Annotated in this window: 16 protein-coding genes (1 of these 16 running past the window's edge); 6 read left to right on the plus strand and 10 right to left on the minus strand. The window is 72.5% G+C overall.

Going from position 1 to position 15,644, the window contains the following annotated elements:
* Both tyrS and OG370_RS09510 read right to left on the minus strand, forming a co-directional pair.
* Window positions 1-375, minus strand: partial view of a tyrosine--tRNA ligase gene (gene tyrS, locus OG370_RS09505; protein ID WP_328473942.1) — the 5' end (the start) only. The gene continues 900 nt to the left of window position 1, outside the view; 375 of the gene's 1,275 nt are visible here — the first part of the coding sequence; its start codon is at window positions 373-375; its stop codon lies off the left edge, out of view.
* A 152-nt stretch (window positions 376-527) separates the two neighbouring features.
* On the minus strand, window positions 528-1,166 hold the full coding sequence (locus OG370_RS09510) for a DNA-3-methyladenine glycosylase (protein WP_328462536.1): 639 nt from the start codon (window positions 1,164-1,166) through the stop codon (window positions 528-530).
* Window positions 1,167-1,336: 170 nt separating this feature from the next.
* Between OG370_RS09510 and OG370_RS09515 the strand changes: the two genes are divergently transcribed.
* On the plus strand, window positions 1,337-1,879 hold the full coding sequence (locus tag OG370_RS09515; protein WP_328462538.1) for a YbhB/YbcL family Raf kinase inhibitor-like protein: 543 nt from the start codon (window positions 1,337-1,339) through the stop codon (window positions 1,877-1,879).
* 113 nt (window positions 1,880-1,992) lie between these two features.
* Window positions 1,993-2,496 carry an HNH endonuclease gene (locus tag OG370_RS09520; protein WP_328462540.1) on the plus strand — a complete coding sequence of 168 codons (504 nt, stop codon included), beginning with the start codon at window positions 1,993-1,995 and terminating at the stop codon, window positions 2,494-2,496.
* Between the two features lie 15 nt (window positions 2,497-2,511).
* On the opposite strand, the gene OG370_RS09525 is transcribed toward OG370_RS09520, so the two are convergent.
* From OG370_RS09525 to OG370_RS09540, 4 genes are all read right to left on the minus strand, one after another.
* The gene (locus OG370_RS09525; protein ID WP_328462542.1) at window positions 2,512-3,279 is read right to left on the minus strand and encodes a sulfite exporter TauE/SafE family protein; all 768 of its coding nucleotides are present in this window, start codon (window positions 3,277-3,279) and stop codon (window positions 2,512-2,514) included.
* A gap of 148 nt (window positions 3,280-3,427) precedes the next feature.
* A complete protein-coding gene (locus tag OG370_RS09530; RefSeq protein WP_328462544.1) occupies window positions 3,428-4,426 on the minus strand; it encodes an SPFH domain-containing protein in 999 nt (332 codons plus the stop codon).
* A 244-nt stretch (window positions 4,427-4,670) separates the two neighbouring features.
* Window positions 4,671-5,102 (minus strand): NfeD family protein, encoded by a 432-nt coding sequence (locus OG370_RS09535; protein ID WP_328473944.1) that lies wholly within the window; start codon window positions 5,100-5,102, stop codon window positions 4,671-4,673.
* Between the two features lie 72 nt (window positions 5,103-5,174).
* Complete coding sequence (locus tag OG370_RS09540) at window positions 5,175-5,966, minus strand: ABC transporter ATP-binding protein (RefSeq protein WP_328462546.1); 792 nt, start codon at window positions 5,964-5,966, stop codon at window positions 5,175-5,177.
* Between the two features lie 133 nt (window positions 5,967-6,099).
* On the opposite strand from OG370_RS09540, the gene OG370_RS09545 reads away from it, so the two are divergent.
* Window positions 6,100-6,888, plus strand: coding sequence for a hypothetical protein (locus OG370_RS09545; protein WP_328462548.1), 789 nt, complete (start codon window positions 6,100-6,102; stop codon window positions 6,886-6,888).
* A 146-nt stretch (window positions 6,889-7,034) separates the two neighbouring features.
* Here the strand turns inward: OG370_RS09545 and OG370_RS09550 are convergent, their stop codons facing one another.
* The 3 genes from OG370_RS09550 to OG370_RS09560 all read right to left on the minus strand — a co-directional run bounded on the left by OG370_RS09550 (window position 7,035) and on the right by OG370_RS09560 (window position 9,458).
* The gene (locus OG370_RS09550) at window positions 7,035-7,274 is read right to left on the minus strand and encodes a chaplin family protein (protein WP_328462550.1); all 240 of its coding nucleotides are present in this window, start codon (window positions 7,272-7,274) and stop codon (window positions 7,035-7,037) included.
* 269 nt (window positions 7,275-7,543) lie between these two features.
* The gene (locus tag OG370_RS09555) at window positions 7,544-8,188 is read right to left on the minus strand and encodes a response regulator transcription factor (RefSeq protein ID WP_328462552.1); all 645 of its coding nucleotides are present in this window, start codon (window positions 8,186-8,188) and stop codon (window positions 7,544-7,546) included.
* Window positions 8,181-9,458, minus strand: coding sequence for a GAF domain-containing sensor histidine kinase (locus OG370_RS09560; protein WP_328462554.1), 1,278 nt, complete (start codon window positions 9,456-9,458; stop codon window positions 8,181-8,183). Before OG370_RS09560 ends, OG370_RS09555 begins: the two co-directional genes overlap by 8 nt.
* Before the next feature lie 191 nt (window positions 9,459-9,649).
* Between OG370_RS09560 and OG370_RS09565 the strand changes: the two genes are divergently transcribed.
* From OG370_RS09565 to OG370_RS09575, 3 genes are all read left to right on the plus strand, one after another.
* Window positions 9,650-10,480 (plus strand): SDR family NAD(P)-dependent oxidoreductase, encoded by an 831-nt coding sequence (locus OG370_RS09565; protein WP_328462556.1) that lies wholly within the window; start codon window positions 9,650-9,652, stop codon window positions 10,478-10,480.
* Complete coding sequence (locus tag OG370_RS09570) at window positions 10,477-11,625, plus strand: S-adenosylmethionine:tRNA ribosyltransferase-isomerase (RefSeq protein WP_328462558.1); 1,149 nt, start codon at window positions 10,477-10,479, stop codon at window positions 11,623-11,625. The genes OG370_RS09565 and OG370_RS09570 overlap by 4 nt, the downstream gene beginning before the upstream one ends.
* Before the next feature lie 274 nt (window positions 11,626-11,899).
* The gene (locus OG370_RS09575; protein WP_328462560.1) at window positions 11,900-12,751 is read left to right on the plus strand and encodes a transglycosylase SLT domain-containing protein; all 852 of its coding nucleotides are present in this window, start codon (window positions 11,900-11,902) and stop codon (window positions 12,749-12,751) included.
* Window positions 12,752-12,855: 104 nt separating this feature from the next.
* On the opposite strand, the gene OG370_RS09580 is transcribed toward OG370_RS09575, so the two are convergent.
* On the minus strand, window positions 12,856-15,597 hold the full coding sequence (locus OG370_RS09580; RefSeq protein ID WP_328462562.1) for an FHA domain-containing protein: 2,742 nt from the start codon (window positions 15,595-15,597) through the stop codon (window positions 12,856-12,858).
* Window positions 15,598-15,644 lie beyond the last annotated feature (47 nt).

Raw genomic sequence — 15,644 nt, forward strand, 5'->3', positions numbered from 1 at the left:
GTAGTTGTTGGCCATCACGGCCTGGGTCGGGCCGGGGGTGTCGAAGTCGAGGAACGCGGAGAGCTGCCCGCGCAGCGCGCTGACCCACTGCTGGACGGTCTCGACGTCGTTGAGCACCCGCTCGGCGCTGGGCTTCGGGTCGCCGATCAGGCCGGTGGCTCCGCCCACCAGGGCGATCGGCCGGTGGCCGGCGAGCTGGAAGCGGCGCAGCGCCAGGATCTGGGTGAGGTGGCCGACGTGCAGGCTCTTCGCGGTGGGGTCGAACCCGCAATAGAGGGTGAGGGGACCGTTCGCGAGCGCCTTGCGCAGGGCTTCCTCATCGGTGGTCTGGGCGAGTACGCCCCGCCACCGCAGCTCGTCGACGATGTCCGTCACGGTGTCCATGTCTCCTTGGATCTGCTCGGGTCTGCTACCTGCTCGGTTCGGTGCCTGGCCGCCCGGGTCGCCGAGCGCCAGGGCGGCCTGCGCCCGGGTGCCTGGATTCCTGGTACCAGCGTGCCCGAGGGTACGTGGTTCCGGCGAGTCGATTATCCGCGCTTGCGCGGCGTGTGCGGGCGGTAGGGGCTGACGGTGGGGTCGGCGTCGATCCAGTAGCGCCAGGGGTGGATCGCGCCGTCGCCGCCGACTCCGGTGCGGGGACCGCTGCGGATCGCCCCCGCGGCGGGCGGGGTGCCGGTGAGGACGCGGAACGGGCCGCCGCCGGCGGAACAGGCGTCGGCGCCGTTGAGCGTGCGGTCCACGCCGAGTGCGGTGGCGAGCCGGGCCGGGCCCTGGGCGAGGTCGGCGTCCTTGCGGGAGGTGGGGCGGCGGGGGCGGGCGAGGGCGGCGCCCGCGGTGATCCGGCCGGCTCTGAGCAGCACCCCGCTGGCGGTGCCCGCCGGGCCGCAGACCAGGTTCAGGCAGTGCCACATGCCGTAGGTGAAGTAGACGTAGGTGTGGCCGGGCGGGCCGAACATCACGGCGTTGCGGTCGGTGCGGCCGCGGTAGGCGTGCGAGCCGGGGTCGTTGGGGCCGTCGTACGCCTCGACCTCGGTGAGCCGCAGCTCGATCGGACCGTCGTCGGTGGCGCGGACGAGGGTGCGGCCGAGCAGGTCGGGGGCGATCTCCAGGACCGGCCGGTCGAAGAACGAGCGCTTCAGCGGGGTCCGGTCCGGTGGAGTGGTCACGAGGCAGGAGCGTAGTGGACGGGCCGGGGCCGAGTGGGCGGCGCGGACGCCGTGGAGATCCACTCGGCAGGCCCTAGGCTCGGAGCCAGTTCGCTCCGTTCCCGGCGGGCCCGGTTCCTGGTAGGAGCCCGGTGCCGGCGGGGGCTTCGTTCCCAACAGGAGGTGTCGAGGTGACCGAGCAAGCGCGACGGCCGCTCCCCCATGACTTCCACCCGCCGGTGCCGGCGTTCACGGTGGTCAGCGACGATGTGGCGCCGGGTGCGGCGCTCAAGGACGCCCAGGTGTTCGCGGGCGGGAACACCTCGCCGCAGCTGCGGTGGGAGGGGTTCCCGGCGGGGACCAAGAGCTTCGCGGTGTCCTGCTACGACCCGGACGCGCCGACCGGCAGCGGGTTCTGGCACTGGTCGGTGTTCGACATCCCGGCGTCGGTGACGGAGCTGCCCGCGGGCGCCGGGTCCGGGGACTTCGCCGGGCTGCCGGCGGGCGCGCTGCAGGTGCGCAACGACTACGGCACCCGTGACTTCGGTGGCGCCGCGCCGCCGCCCGGGGACGGCCCGCACCGCTATGTGTTCACCGTGTACGCGGTGGACGCGGAGAAGCTGGGGCCGGACGCGGACGCGTCGCCCGCGGTGGTCGGTTTCAACCTCCGGTTCCACGCGCTGGCGCGGGCCCAGCTGATCGGTGTCTACGAGGTGCCGGCCGACGCGGCCTGAGGCGCGTCCCCGGCACCTGCCGAGGCACGTACCCCGGCGGAAAACTCCGTTGTCCGGCGCGGGCGTCGCGGGCACAGTGGTCCCACCTGAAAGACCCCGGGAGGTGGGCGGAAATGCGTGAGACGCTGGTGCTGAATGCGAGTTTCGAGCCGCTGTCGACGGTGTCGCTGCGGCGTGCGGTCGTGCTGGTGATGCAGGACAAGGCGGTCGTCGAGCAGGCCCACCCCGGTCTTCGGGTCCGTGCGGCGCGGGTGGAGATGCCGATGCCGCAGGTGATCAGGCTGTGCCGGTATGTCAGGGTGCCATTTCGACAACGGGCGCCGTGGTCGCGGCGAGGGGTGCTGGTGCGTGACCGGCACCGCTGCGCGTACTGCGGGCGGCGGGCCACGACCGTGGACCACGTGCAGCCGAAGTCGCGCGGTGGCGGCGACACCTGGCTGAACACGGTGGCGGCGTGCGGTGAGGACAACCAGCGCAAGGCGGACCGTACGCCGGAGCAGGCCGGGATGCGGCTGCTGGTGCGGCCGTTCGAGCCCACTCCGGCCGACGCGCTGCTGCTGGCGCTGGGTGTCCGGGATCGTGCGGACCTGCCGGAGTGGCTGGCGGTGCCGGCCTGAGCCGGTCACCGGGGTTCACTTCAGCAGGAGTTGGACGATCGCCGCGATGCCGACGACGACGATGAGGCCGCGCAGTGCCATCGGCGGGAGGCGGCGCCCCACCCGGGCGCCGATCAGCCCGCCGATGGTGGCGCCGGCCGCGACGAGGGCGACCGCGACCCAGTCCATGTGGGCGATGACGATGAAGAACAGCGCGGCGACGCCGTTGACCATCGCGGCGAGCACGTTCTTCAGGCCGTTGATCCGCTGGAGCGTCTCGTCGAGGAGCAGTCCCATCAGGGACAGGTAGAGGACCCCCTGCGCGGCTCCGAAGTACCCGCCGTACACGCTGGCGAGGAGGATGCCGAGCGGGAGGAAGGGTCCGCCGTTCACGGGGGCGGCGGACCCGCTGCGCTGTCGGCGCGCCTGGATGGCGCGGGTCAGGCGCGGTTGCAGGACCACCAGGACCAGGGCGAGCGCGATGAGCACGGGCACGATCGCGTGGAACGCCTTGGACGGCAGGTTGACCAGGAGGATGGCGCCGGCCGAGCCGCCGATCAGGCAGAAGACGCCCAGCCGCAGCAGCCGCTCGCGCTGGCCGGCCAGTTCGCGGCGGTAGCCGATGGCGCCGGCCACCGAACCGGGCACCAGGCCGAGGGTGTTGGAGACGTTCGCGGTGACGGGTGGCAGGCCGACGGCCAGCAGGACGGGGAACGTGATCAGGGTGCCCGAGCCGACGATGGTGTTGATGGTGCCGGCCCCGATTCCGGCAGCGAGCACGGCGACGGCTTCCGCTGGCGACATCGGCCCTCCATGATCGGTGCGCGTCCTCCCCGCCGTTGACGGTCGAGGGGTGCGCAGCGATCATGCCACACCGGTGCGCGCGCTTCGAGGGGCGTGCCCGGTCCTGGCCGGCGGCGCCCCCCGGTGCTTCTCAGCGCTCCTCGCCGGGTCAGTCCTTGTCGAACGGCGGGGCTTCGCGGCGGGGCGCGGGGGTGGCCGCGGGCCGGGTGGCGGGGCTCGCGCCGGTGCCGTTGGCCGGGGCGCCGCCGTTGCCTCCGTTGCCCCCGTTGCCGCTCAGGCCGGGGATGTTGACCATGCCGCCGAGGCCCTTGAGGGCGTCGTTGAGCTCGCTGGGGATGATCCAGAGCTTGTTGGCGTCGCCCTCGGCGATCTTCGGGAGCATCTGGAGGTACTGGTAGGCGAGGAGCTTCTGGTCCGGGTCGCCGGCGTGGATCGACTCGAAGACGGTGCGGATCGCCTGCGCCTCGCCCTCGGCGCGCAGGGCGGCGGACTTCGCGTCACCCTCGGCGCGCAGGATCGAGGACTGCTTCTCGCCCTCCGCGGTGAGGATCTGGGACTGCCGGATGCCCTCGGCGGTGAGGATCGCGGCGCGCTTGTCACGGTCGGCGCGCATCTGCTTCTCCATCGAGTCCTGGATGGAGGTGGGCGGTTCGATCGCCTTGAGCTCGACGCGGTTGACGCGGATGCCCCACTTGCCGGTCGCCTCGTCGAGGACGCCGCGCAGCGCCGCGTTGATCTCCTCGCGCGAGGTGAGGGTCCGCTCCAGGTCCATGCCGCCGATGATGTTGCGGAGCGTGGTGACGGTGAGCTGCTCGATCGCCTGGATGTAGCTGGCGACTTCGTAGGTGGCGGCCCGGGCGTCGGTGACCTGGTAGTAGATGACCGTGTCGATGTTCACCACCAGGTTGTCCTGGGTGATCACCGGTTGCGGCGGGAACGGCACGACCTGTTCGCGCAGGTCGATGCGGTTGCGGATGGTGTCGATGAACGGGACGACGATGTTCAGCCCGGCGCTGAGGGTGCGTGTGTAGCGGCCGAAGCGCTCGACGATGGCGGCGCTGGCCTGGGGGATGACCTGGACCGTCCTGATCAGCGCGATGAAGACGAGCACCACCAGGATGATGAGGACGATGATGATGGGCTGCATGGTCACTCCGGCGCCGGTTGAGTGCGGATGGAGCATGTACTACGACATGATCAATTGTCGCAGACAGTAGGCGTACCGCGTGCGGGGTTCGGCGAATTCCCGGTCTGCGGCGGCTCGTTGACTGCTGCGGTGGTGCTGTGCGGTCCAGCTCTGCGGTGCTGCGGTCCCTCGATACTTCGGGTGCTGCGGTCCCTCGATGCTGCGGGTACTTCCGTGCCGCGGGCTCGCCGCGGGTCCTTCGGGCCTACATCACGACCGCGGTCGCGCCGTCGATCTCCACGACGTCCACCTGCTGGCCGGGGTCGAAGACGCGGTCGTGTTCCAGGGCGCGGGCCGACCAGATCTCCCCGGCGAGCTTGATCCTTCCGCCCGCCCCGTCGTCGACGCGTTCGAGCACGACGGCCCGCTTGCCCTTGAGCGCGTCCACGCCACTGCGCTGCTCGGGACGCTGGCGGTTGCGGTAGGCGATCGGCCGGACGAAGACGAGCAGCGCCACGGAGACCACGACGAAGACGATGACCTGGGCCACGATGCCGCCGCCGGCTCCCGCGGTGACGGCTCCGCCGACCGCTCCGACCGCGAACATGCCGAATTCGGGCATCGCCGTGATCACCAGCGGGATGCCCAGCCCCACCGCGGCCACCAACCACCACACCCATGCGTCCACGACGCCAATCGTAGGCGTACACAGCCCAGTTGCGGCAGTGCGCAAGCCGGACACCTACGTCGGGGATCTGCTGCCGGGTTCCTACTTCAGCGGCAGACCGGCGGCGGTCCAGCGGTCGCCGCGGCGCTCGACGACGAGCGGGAGCCCGAAGCAGTGCGACAGGTTGCGGGAGCTGAGCTCGGTCTCCAGCGGGCCGGCGGCGACCACCTTGCCCTGGCGGATCATCAGCACGTGGGTGAAGCCGGGAGCGATCTCCTCGACGTGGTGGGTCACCATGATCATGGAGGGCGCGATCGGGTCGCGGGCGAGCCGGCCGAGCCGCCGCACCAGGTCCTCGCGGCCGCCGAGGTCGAGTCCGGCCGCGGGCTCGTCGAGCAGCAGCAGCTCGGGGTCGACCATCATCGCGCGGGCGATCAGGGTGCGCTTGCGCTCGCCCTCGGAGAGGGTGCCGAACTTCCGGTCGAGGAACTCGGTCATGCCGAGCCGGTCGAGGAAGGCGCGGGCCCGCTCCTCGTCGACCTGTTCGTACCCCTCGTTCCAGGTGGCGGTCATGCCGTAGGCGGCGGTGAGCACGGTCTCCAGGACGGTCTGGCGGCGCGGCATCTTCTCCGCCATGGCGGCGCCGGCCACGCCGATCCGCGGCCGCAGCTCGAAGACGTCGACGCTGCCGAGCTTCTCGCCGAGGATCTGCACGGTGCCCGCGCTCGGGAAGAGGTAGCTGGACGCGACGTTCAGCAGGGTGGTCTTGCCGGCGCCGTTGGGACCGAGGATGACCCAGCGCTCGCCCTCGGCGACCGACCAGGAGACCCCTTCGACCAGAGCGCGTCCGTCGCGGACCACGGATACGTCCACCAGCTCCAGTACATCGCTCATGAGCGCGCTGTCTCCCATTGCATCTCGGCAGTCTCGGCATGTCGGTGTGCCGGGATCGGCACGGGCCGGAAGGAACAACCCCCGAGGAAAACTTACGCCACCACACGAGCGGTCCAGTCCATAGGCTGGGGGCATGCTTGATGAACCTCGTTCAGGACGGCTGGCGGCGTGGGGAAATGCCCTGCTTGCCGGACTTGCCGCCCCTGATGACGTTGCTCAGCGGATCTCGGCCGACGACGCGGTGCACCGCGTCGTCGGGCTGCCGGGCGAACCGGCCCCGGTCGGGCTCACCCTGGGCCTGGGCAGACTCCGCGCCCTGGGCGTCACCGGCCTGCGGCTCGCGCTGCCAGTGGCGGGGCACCCGCTGGGGCTGTCCGGCCCGCCCGAGTTCAACGCCCGCGCGATGGCGGCCGGCGAGGCGGTGCTGACGGCGGGCGCGGTCTCGCTCGGCCTGGTCCCGGAGGTCTACGAGGCCGGGCCGGCCGGTGACCTGCACGTGGACGTGGAGTGGCAGTGCCTGCCGGTACGCGACTCCCCGCCGGCCGACGTGCCCTCGCTCGGCGAGGCGGAGCGGGAGCTGGCCGAGGCACTGCGCGACGCCACCGACGCGCTGGCGCAGCTCGACGTGGCCGGCGCGGGTCCGGTTGCGCAGGCGGCGCTGGAGGCGTACCGGGCACGGGCGGAGCGCGGCCGCGAGGTGCTCGCGCCGGGCTACCCGCCGCGCGCGGTGCGGGTGTTGGAGCTGGCGCAGCGGGTGGCGGCGCTGGTGTCGATAGCGTCCGACGGGCACGGCGGCGCGGTGAGCGCGTCGCAGATCGCGGCCCGCGCGGAGTTGCTGCGGCCGGTGGAGCGGACCGCGCGGCGCGCGCAGGTGGCGGCGTACAACGCGTACGTGGAGGAGGCGGAGCGGCGCCGACCGTAGCCCCCGGGGCCGGCCGCGGGGTTCGCGACCGCGGCCGTGACCCGTACCGCCCCGACAGCCGTGCGGGCCCGGCGGCGACGTACGGGGACGTCGGCCGCGGGGCCCGCGCGGGTTGGTGCCGCCCGAGGTTCAGGCGGCGGCCGGTGTCACAGGTTGGCGCCGGTGTTGCCGAAGGCCGGGTTGAGCAGGCCGATCACGTTGACGGTGTTGCCGACCACGTTGACCGGGACGTGCACCGGGACCTGCACGAGGTTGCCGGAGGCCACGCCCGGGGACTTCACGGCGGCACCGTGCGCGCCCGAGTCGGCCGAGGCCGCACCGGCGCCGGCGGCGATGAGGCCACCCGCCACGAGGGTGATGGTCGCGGCCTTCTTCAGGTTCTTCACTTCGAACTTCCTCCTTGCGAGACGCGTCGCGGCCAGCCGCCGCGACACGCCATGCAGAACGGATCGCCGCCGCATCGGATGCGCGACCCGGGAGACATACACCCGACAGTATGAATCTCACTCCGCCAAGCGCGGGTGTGCGGGCGTGGCGCGCCGGCGCCCGAGGGAGCGCGCCGACGGTCCACGCGCGCCAGGTGCCCCAGCGGGCGCGTGCCGGTCGCCGGCGGTCAGCCGCCGACGATCGGTCGCCCACGGCCGGACGCCTACGGTCAGTCACCGATACCGTTGCGGACCGCCCACAGCGCCGCCTGGGTGCGGTCGGCGAGGTCCAGCTTCATGAGGATGTTCGACACGTGGGTCTTCACGGTCTTCTCGGAGAGCACCAGCGCGCGGGCGATCTCGCGGTTGGAGCGGCCGTCGGAGATCAGGCCGAGGACCTCGCGCTCGCGTTCGGTCAGCGCGTTGCCGCGGCCGCTGCCCGGGGCGGGCTGGTCCGGGGCGAGCAGCGCCCCGGCCACCTCGGGCTGGAGCAGGACGTGCCCGGCGTGCACCGAGCGGATCGCGTCGGCGAGCGCGACCGGGTCGACGTCCTTGTAGACGTAACCGGCGGCGCCGGCCCGCAGGGCGGGGACCACGGTGCGCTTCTCGGTGAAGCTGGTCACGATGAGGACCCGAGCGGGGCTGTCCGCCTCGTGCAGCAGCCGCAGCGCCTCGATGCCGTCGGTGCCGGGCATCTTGACGTCCATCAGGATCACGTCGGGCCGCAGCTCCAGCGCGCGGGCCACGCCCTCGTCGCCGTCGGCGGCCTCGCCGACCACCTCGATGTCGCCCTGGACCTCCAGGAACGTCCGCAGGCCGCGGCGGACCACCTGGTGGTCGTCCACGAGCAGCACCCGGATCACCTTGTCAGCCACCTGGCACCTCCATCTCGATGACGGTGCCCTTGCCGGGCTCCGATTGCACGCTCAGCGATCCGCCGACGCCGTCGGCGCGGTCCCGCATGGAGACCAGGCCGAGGTGGCGGCCGGCCCGGCGGACGGCGGTGGGGTCGAAGCCGCGGCCGTCGTCGCGGATGCGCAGCCGGGCGCCCCTGCCGTGTCCTTCGAGGGTGACGGCGACCGTGCGGGGGGCCGCGTGCCGCAGCGCGTTGTGGGTGGCCTCCTGGGCGACCCGCAGCAGGGCCTCCTCCTGGGGCGCGGGCAGGGCGCGCATCCGGAAGGCGCGGAAGGTCACGCTGGCGGAGTGCACCCGGTCCAGGACGTCGGCCTGGGTGCGCAGGGTGGCCACGAGCCCGTCCTCGTCCAGCGCGGCCGGCCGCAGCTCCACGACGACGGCCCGCAGCTCGTCGGCGGCCTCGGCGGCGAGCGTGGCGACCTGCCGGATCTCCTCCTTGGCGCGGCCGGGGTCGGTGTCGACCAGTGCGGCCGACGCCTGGGCGGTCAGCCGCAGCGAGAAGAGCTTCTGGGAGACCGCGTCGTGCAGTTCGTGGGCGATCCGGGCGCGCTCGCCGGCCAGCGTCAGCTCGCGGCTGCGTTCGTGCAGCCGTGCGTTGGTGAGGGCGATCGCGGCGTGGTCGGCGAGGATGCGCAGCAGGTCCTCGTCGTCCTGGGTGAAGCCGGCCGGGCAGGTCCGGTCCGCGGGGTCCTGAGCGGAGCCCGCGCCGGCATCGGTCCCGATGTCGGCGCCGGCATCGGAGTCGGAGTCGGCACCCCTGCCGGGGCTGTCGGCGTTGCCAGAGCTGTCGGCGTTGCCGGAGCGCTCGGCGGGGACCTTCTTGTTCGCGAGGAAGATCGCGCCGAGGATCTCGTCGCCGTCGGCCACCGGCATGCCGATGAAGTCCTTCATCACCGGGTGGGCGCGCGGCCAGCCGGCGAAGCTCTCGAAGTCGCGTACGTCGGTGAGCCGCTGCGGGGTGGCCTCGTGGAGCATCGCGGCGAGCACGCCGTGCTGCCGGGGCAGCGGGCCGATCGCCTTCCACTCCTCGTCGCTGACGCCGTCGACCACGAACTGGGCGAAGCCGCCCTGGTCGTCGGGCACGCCGAGCGCGGCGTACTGCGCGCCCAGCAGTTCCCGGGCCGAGGCCACGATGGTCTGCAGGACCTCGCGCACCTCCAGCCGCCGGTTCATCGCCACGATCGCGGCGCTGACCGCTTCGATGCCGCCTCGCGGCGCCCGTTCGGACATGCCCTCAACGGTACCCGGCGCAGGTGACGGGCCGTATGCGCCGCAGGACGGACTGTCCTGGTCCCTGTGGACTAGGGCCAAGTGCCCGCGCCGGTTGCGGCGGCCGCCCGAGGCGGGCGGCGCGGTCGCGTTCCTACGGTGAGGGCATCGGGTCCGGCGACCGCGCCGGGCCGTGGCGGAAGGCGGGGACCATGCCGGTGGCGATCATCACGGGCGCGTCGCGCGGGTTGGGCCGGGCGCTGGCCGAGGAGCTGGCCGGCCGAGGCTGGGACCTGGTGCTGGACGGCCGCGACGCGGACAGGCTGCGGGCGGCGGTACGGGACCTGGAGCGCGACCGAACCGACGATCCGACAACCCTCAAATCGGGCGAACCTCGCAATGCCTCCTATATAGGGGACAAAGGTGCGCGGGGTCCAGAGGGCGGAAGCACAGCACCGGACCGGCCGGCGCGCGGCCGGGTACGGGCGGTCGCCGGCGACGTGACGCGCCCGGAGCACCGGGCCGAGCTGGTCGCGGCGGCCCGGGAACTGGGCGGCGGCGCGGGCCCGGACCTGCTGGTCAACAACGCGAGCTCGCTGGGCGCGGAGCCACTGGTGCCGCTGGCCGAGCTGGCCGAGGACGGGCTGCGCGAAGCGCTGGAGACCAATGTCATGGCGCCCTTCGCCCTGGTCAGGGCGGTGCTGCCGGGGTTGCGGGCGGCAGGCGGCGCGGTGCTGAACGTCAGCTCGGACGCGGCCGTGGCGGCGTATCCCACCTGGGGCGGGTACGGCGCCAGCAAGGCCGCGCTCGACCACCTGTCGGCGGTGCTGGCCGAGGAGGAACCCGCGGTCCGGGTGTGGTGGGTGGACCCCGGCGACCTGCGGACCGAGCTGTACGCGGCGGCGGTGCCGGACGACCCCGACTTCGCGGAGCGGCCGCTGCCGGAGCAGGTGGCGCCCGCGGTGCTGCGGCTGCTCGACGGCCCGGCCGGCAGCGGCCGCTACGTCGCCGCCGAACTGACCGGCCCGAAGGAGGCGCGATGAGCGCGGCGGCACCGGCCCTGGTCTGCGAGACCTGCGACGCCGAGGCGGCCCGTGTGGACACCGGGGCCCTGGCAGACCTCCGGCTGCCGCCGGAACTGTCGGCCGCGGTGCCAGCGCCGCGCCGGGACGCGGTACGGCTGCTGGTCGGGCGGCGGAGCAGCGGCGAGGTGACCCACCACGGGTTCCGCGAGCTGCCCGGGCTGCTGCGGGCCGGGGACGTGCTGGTGGTCAACACGTCGAGGACGCTGCCGGCGGCGCTGGACGGCTGGGCGGCGGACCCGGGCACCGGCGGGACCGCCGGCGCCCGGGCCGCCTCGAAGGCCGGCCCGCCCGTGGTGGTGCACTTCTCCACCCGGCGCGACGACGGCCGCTGGGTGGTGGAAGTGCGCTCCCCCGACGGGCACGGCTCGACCGTGCGCAGGCCCGGCGGACCGGCCGGGGCCGAGGTGCGGCTGGCCGGCGGCGGTCGGCTCGTGCTGGAGCGCCCGCTCGACCCGGCCACCGACCGGCTGTGGGTGGCGTCCGTACGGGTGCCGGACGTGGTGCGGCACCTGCGCCGCCACGGGCGGCCGATCCGCTACGCGTACACCGCACGCGACCAGCCGCTGTCGGCGTACCAGACGGTCTTCGGCACGCCGTCGGCCGACGGGCGGGGCTCGGCGGAGATGCCGAGCGCGGGCCGGCCGTTCACCGCGTCGCTGGTCACGGAGCTGGTCAGCCGGGGGGTGCAGATCGCACCGATCGAGCTGCACACCGGGGTGGCGTCCGCCGAGGCGCACGAACCGCCGTACGCGGAGCCGTACACCGTGCCGGCCAGCACCGCGTGGCAGGTGAACGCGGCCCGGGCGGCCGGCGGGCGGTTGGTGGCGGTCGGCACCACGGCCGTGCGCGCGCTGGAGTCGGCGGCCGACGGGCGCGGGGTGGTGCGGGCGGCACACGGCTGGACGGAGCTGGTGATCACCCCGGAGCGCGGGGTGCGCGCGGTGGACGGCCTGCTGACCGGGCTGCACGAGCCGGAGGCGTCCCACCTGCTGATGCTGCGGGCCCTGTCGGGCGACGGGCTGCTCACCCGCGTCTACGCGGAAGCGTTGCGCGGCCGTTATCTCTGGCACGAGTTCGGAGACGTCAACCTGCTGCTGCCATAAGGGCTTTCGGCCCCCGAATAAGCGTCACATAAAGCACCCCCTCCGTCACCTTCCGCGACGCAGGGGGTGCCCCCTTGTGACCTCACCTATAGGACCTGCGTCACATACTAAGGCGCTTAGTGGAATTCGGGTCCCGAAACTCCGGGAGAAAACCCGGGAACTCCGGCGCGGGCGCCGGCCGCATCTACGAGTTCGGCTCGTAGCAGGGCTCATTGACCCCCGATTTCCGACCCTCTAACAATTCTCGGGTCCCAATCGGAAGAGGTAATCCCGCATGCAGCTCCCCACGATCCCGAAGATCGACCGACTGTCCAGGAAGCACAAGATCACGGTGGCCGGTGTCGCCGCCGCCGCGGCCGTTGCACTGACAGTCACCGGTCTCGAGGCGACCGCTGGTGGGTCGGCTGTCGCCGCAGGCGACCCGACTGGGTTCTCCGTCTCCACCGGCGACCAGGTCAAGAGCATCAGCCCCGAGTCCGGCATGGCCTCCCAGAAGGCCATGTCCGACCAGGCCACTGCTCAGAAGAAGGCCGCCGCGGACGCCGCGGCGAAGAAGAAGGCGGCTGCGGACGCCGTCGCGAAGAAGAAGGCCGCGGACGCGGCTGCGGCGAAGAAGAAGGCGGCCGACGAGGCCGCCGCGCGCGCCAAGGAAGCGGCCAACCGCTCCACCAAGCGCGTCGTGATCAAGAAGACCGCGCCGGTGATCAAGAAGACCGCGCCGGTGGCCAAGAAGGCCGCCCCGGTCACCAAGGCCGCTCCGGTCGCGAAGGCCACGACCGCGGCACCGGCCGCGGTGACCTACCCGAACAACCTGGACGGCTGGATTCGCGAGGCCCGGGCCACCCTGGCCGCGCACAACATTCCGGTCCCGACGTACAACGGCATTTACCGCAACGTCATTCGGGAGTCGTCCGGCAACCCGAACGCGATCAACCTGTGGGACTCGAACGCCGCGAAGGGCATTCCCTCCAAGGGCCTGCTCCAGACCATCGACCCCACGTTCAACGCGTACCACGTCTCCGGCACCTCGTGGAACGTCTACAACCCGGTCGCGAACATCGCCGCCGCCTGCAACTACGCGTACCACGTGTACGGCGGCATGGACAACGTGAACTCGGCGTACTGATCGAACGATCCGCCGAATGCGGGAACCCGAAAGGGCGGTGGGACGCATGCGTCCCACCGCCCTTTTGCCTGCCCTGAACTGCCCGCGGCAAGGCCGCGGCCCGGCTACTTCCGCATGACCTCCGGCTCGTGCCGGCGCAGCAGCCGGGCGACGACGAAGCCGCACAGCACGGACATCGCCAGCAGCACCACGACGTCCAACGTCCAGGTGCCCGCGGTGTGCTGCCACAGCGCGTCATGCGTCCTGCGGGTCGGGTCCCATGGCAGCAGCGTGTTGAGGCTCGCCGTGGCGCCCGCCCCGGCCACCGCCCAGCGGGCCGGCATCAGCCAGGACAGCTGCTCCACCCCGGGCTTGCCGTAGAGCTGGAAGAGCACACCGGTGAAGACGATCTGCACGATGGCGAACATGACCAGCAGCGGCATGGTCTTCTCCGCCGTCTTCACCAGCGCCGAGATGATCAGGCCGACCATCATCGAGGTGAAGCCGAACACGATGATGACCAGCGTCATCTCCACGCCCGGGTGGCTGTGCAGGACGACGCCCTGGGTGGGCATCTTGCGCGGCGCGAAGCCGATGCCGCAGATGATCGCGCCCTGCAGCGCGGTGATCAGGCCGAGCACGATGACCTTGGACATCAGGTACGCCGACCGGGACAGCCCGACCGCGCGTTCCCGCTCGTAGATCACCCGCTCCTTGATCAGCTCGCGGACCGAGTTCGCCGCGCCCGCGAAGCACGCGCCGACCGCGAGGATCATCAGGATGGTGCCCGCGTCCTTGTTCTGGAAGTACGGCGCCTTGCCGAGGCCGAGGCCGTAGTCGGCGGGGATCAGGATGCTGACCACGCCGAGCACCGCGGGCAGGATCACCATCAGCCCGATGAAGCCCCGGTCGGAGACGATCACCGACAGGTAGCGCCGGACCAGCGTGACCAGCTGCGAGCCCCAGCCCTGCGGCTTGGGCGGCCGCGCCGCCTGGTACGGGATGTAGTGCGCGGCCTGCGGGGCCGCCTGGTCCAGCTCGGCCGCGTACGTCTGGTAGTGCTGCGAACCGCGCCAGCGGCCGGACCAGTCGTAGTCGCGGTAGTTCTCGAACGCGGAGAAGACGTCGGCCCAGTTGTCGTAGCCGAAGAAGGTCAGCGCCTCGTCCGGCGGGCCGAAGTACGCCACCGCGCCGCCCGGCGCCATGACCAGCAGCTTGTCGCACAGCGCCAGTTCCGCCACCGAGTGGGTGACGACCAGGACGGTCCGGCCGTCGTCGGCGAGGCCGCGCAGCAGCTTCATCACGTCGCGGTCCATGCCCGGGTCGAGGCCGGAGGTCGGCTCGTCCAGGAAGATCAGCGACGGCTTCGTCAGCAGCTCCAGGGCGACCGAGACGCGCTTGCGCTGGCCGCCGGAGAGCGAGGTGACCTTCTTGTCGGCGTGGATGTCGAGCTTCAGCTCGCGCAGCACCTCGTCGATCCGCGCCTCGCGCTCCGCGGTCGCGGTGTCGCCGGGGAAGCGGAGCTTGGCGGCGTACCGCAGCGCGGTCCTGACCTGGAGCTCCTTGTGCAGGATGTCGTCCTGCGGGACCAGGCCGATGCGCTGGCGCAGCTCCGCGAACTGCTTGTACAGGTTGCGGTTGTCGTACAGCACCTCGCCCTGGTCGGCCGGCCGGTAGCCGGTCAGCGCGCGCAGCAGGGTCGACTTGCCGGAGCCGGACGGGCCGATCACGCCGATCAGCGACTTCTCCGGCACCCCGAAGGAGACGTCCCGCAGGATCGTCTTCGTGGTCTTGCCGTGCGGCACCGTCACCGACAGGCGGCGGGCGGAGAACGACACGTCGCCGGTGTCGACGAACTCCTCCAGCCGGTCGCCGACCAGCCGGAAGGTGGAGTGGCCCACGCCGACGATGTCGTTGGGGCCCAGCAGATGGCGCTGCACCGGCTGGCCGTTGACGTAGGTGCCGTTGTGGCTGCCCAGGTCGGCGATCTCGTAGCGGCCGTCCGGGTGCGCGCGGAACTCCGCGTGGTAGCGGGAGACCTGGAGGTCGGAGACGACCAGCTCGTTCTCCAGCGCGCGGCCGATCTTCATCACCCGGCCCAGCGCGAGCTGGTGGAAGGTGGTGGGGCTGCGCACGCCGTAGCCGGGCGCTCCGCCCTGCGGCTGCTGCTGCGGAGACTGCTGCGGCTGCGGTGGTTGCTGCGGGGCTTGCTGCATCTGCGGGCCGGGCGGCTGCGGTTGCTGCTGGGGCGGCTGGCCCCAGCCCTGCTGCGGCGGCTGTTGCGGTGGGACCTGCGCGGGCGGAGCGCCCCAACCCCCCGCGCCCTGCTGCCCCTGCTGCGGGACGCCCTGCGGCTGTCCCGCGTACATCTGCGGCTGCTGCTGCGGGGGTTGGTACTGCGGCTGCGGCGGTTGTGGCGGTTGCTGCGGGCGCGCCTGGGGCGGTGCCTGCTGGTAGGCGGCCGCCTGCTGCGGGGCCTGTTGAGGTGCGGACTGCGGCGCGGCCTGGGCCGAGGCGGCCCCCGCGGCCGCCGCGCCCACACCCGCTCCGGCGCCCACACCCGCGGGACCGGTGAAGTCCAGCCGGGGCCCGTCGGTCGCGTTGCCGAGGTGGACCGCGGCGCCGGGCCCGACGTCGGCGTGCTGGACCCGCCGGCCCTGCACGAAAGTGCCGTTGGTGCTGCCCAAGTCCTCCAGCAGCCAGCCGCGTTCACCGCGGCGGATCGTGGCGTGCCGCCAGGACACCCTCGGATCGTCGAGGACGAGGTCGCCTTGCGGGTCGCGGCCGAGGCTGTAGGACCGGGATGGGTCCAGCGGCCAGGTCTGTCCGTTGAGTTCGAGTACGAGTTCAGGCACCCCATGCCCCATTTGTTGTCCCCCGAAGTCCCCCATGGAGGGGCAGTCTAGGGATTGCG

This window comes from Streptomyces sp. NBC_00448 (assembly GCF_036014115.1).
GTDB lineage: Bacteria > Actinomycetota > Actinomycetes > Streptomycetales > Streptomycetaceae > Actinacidiphila.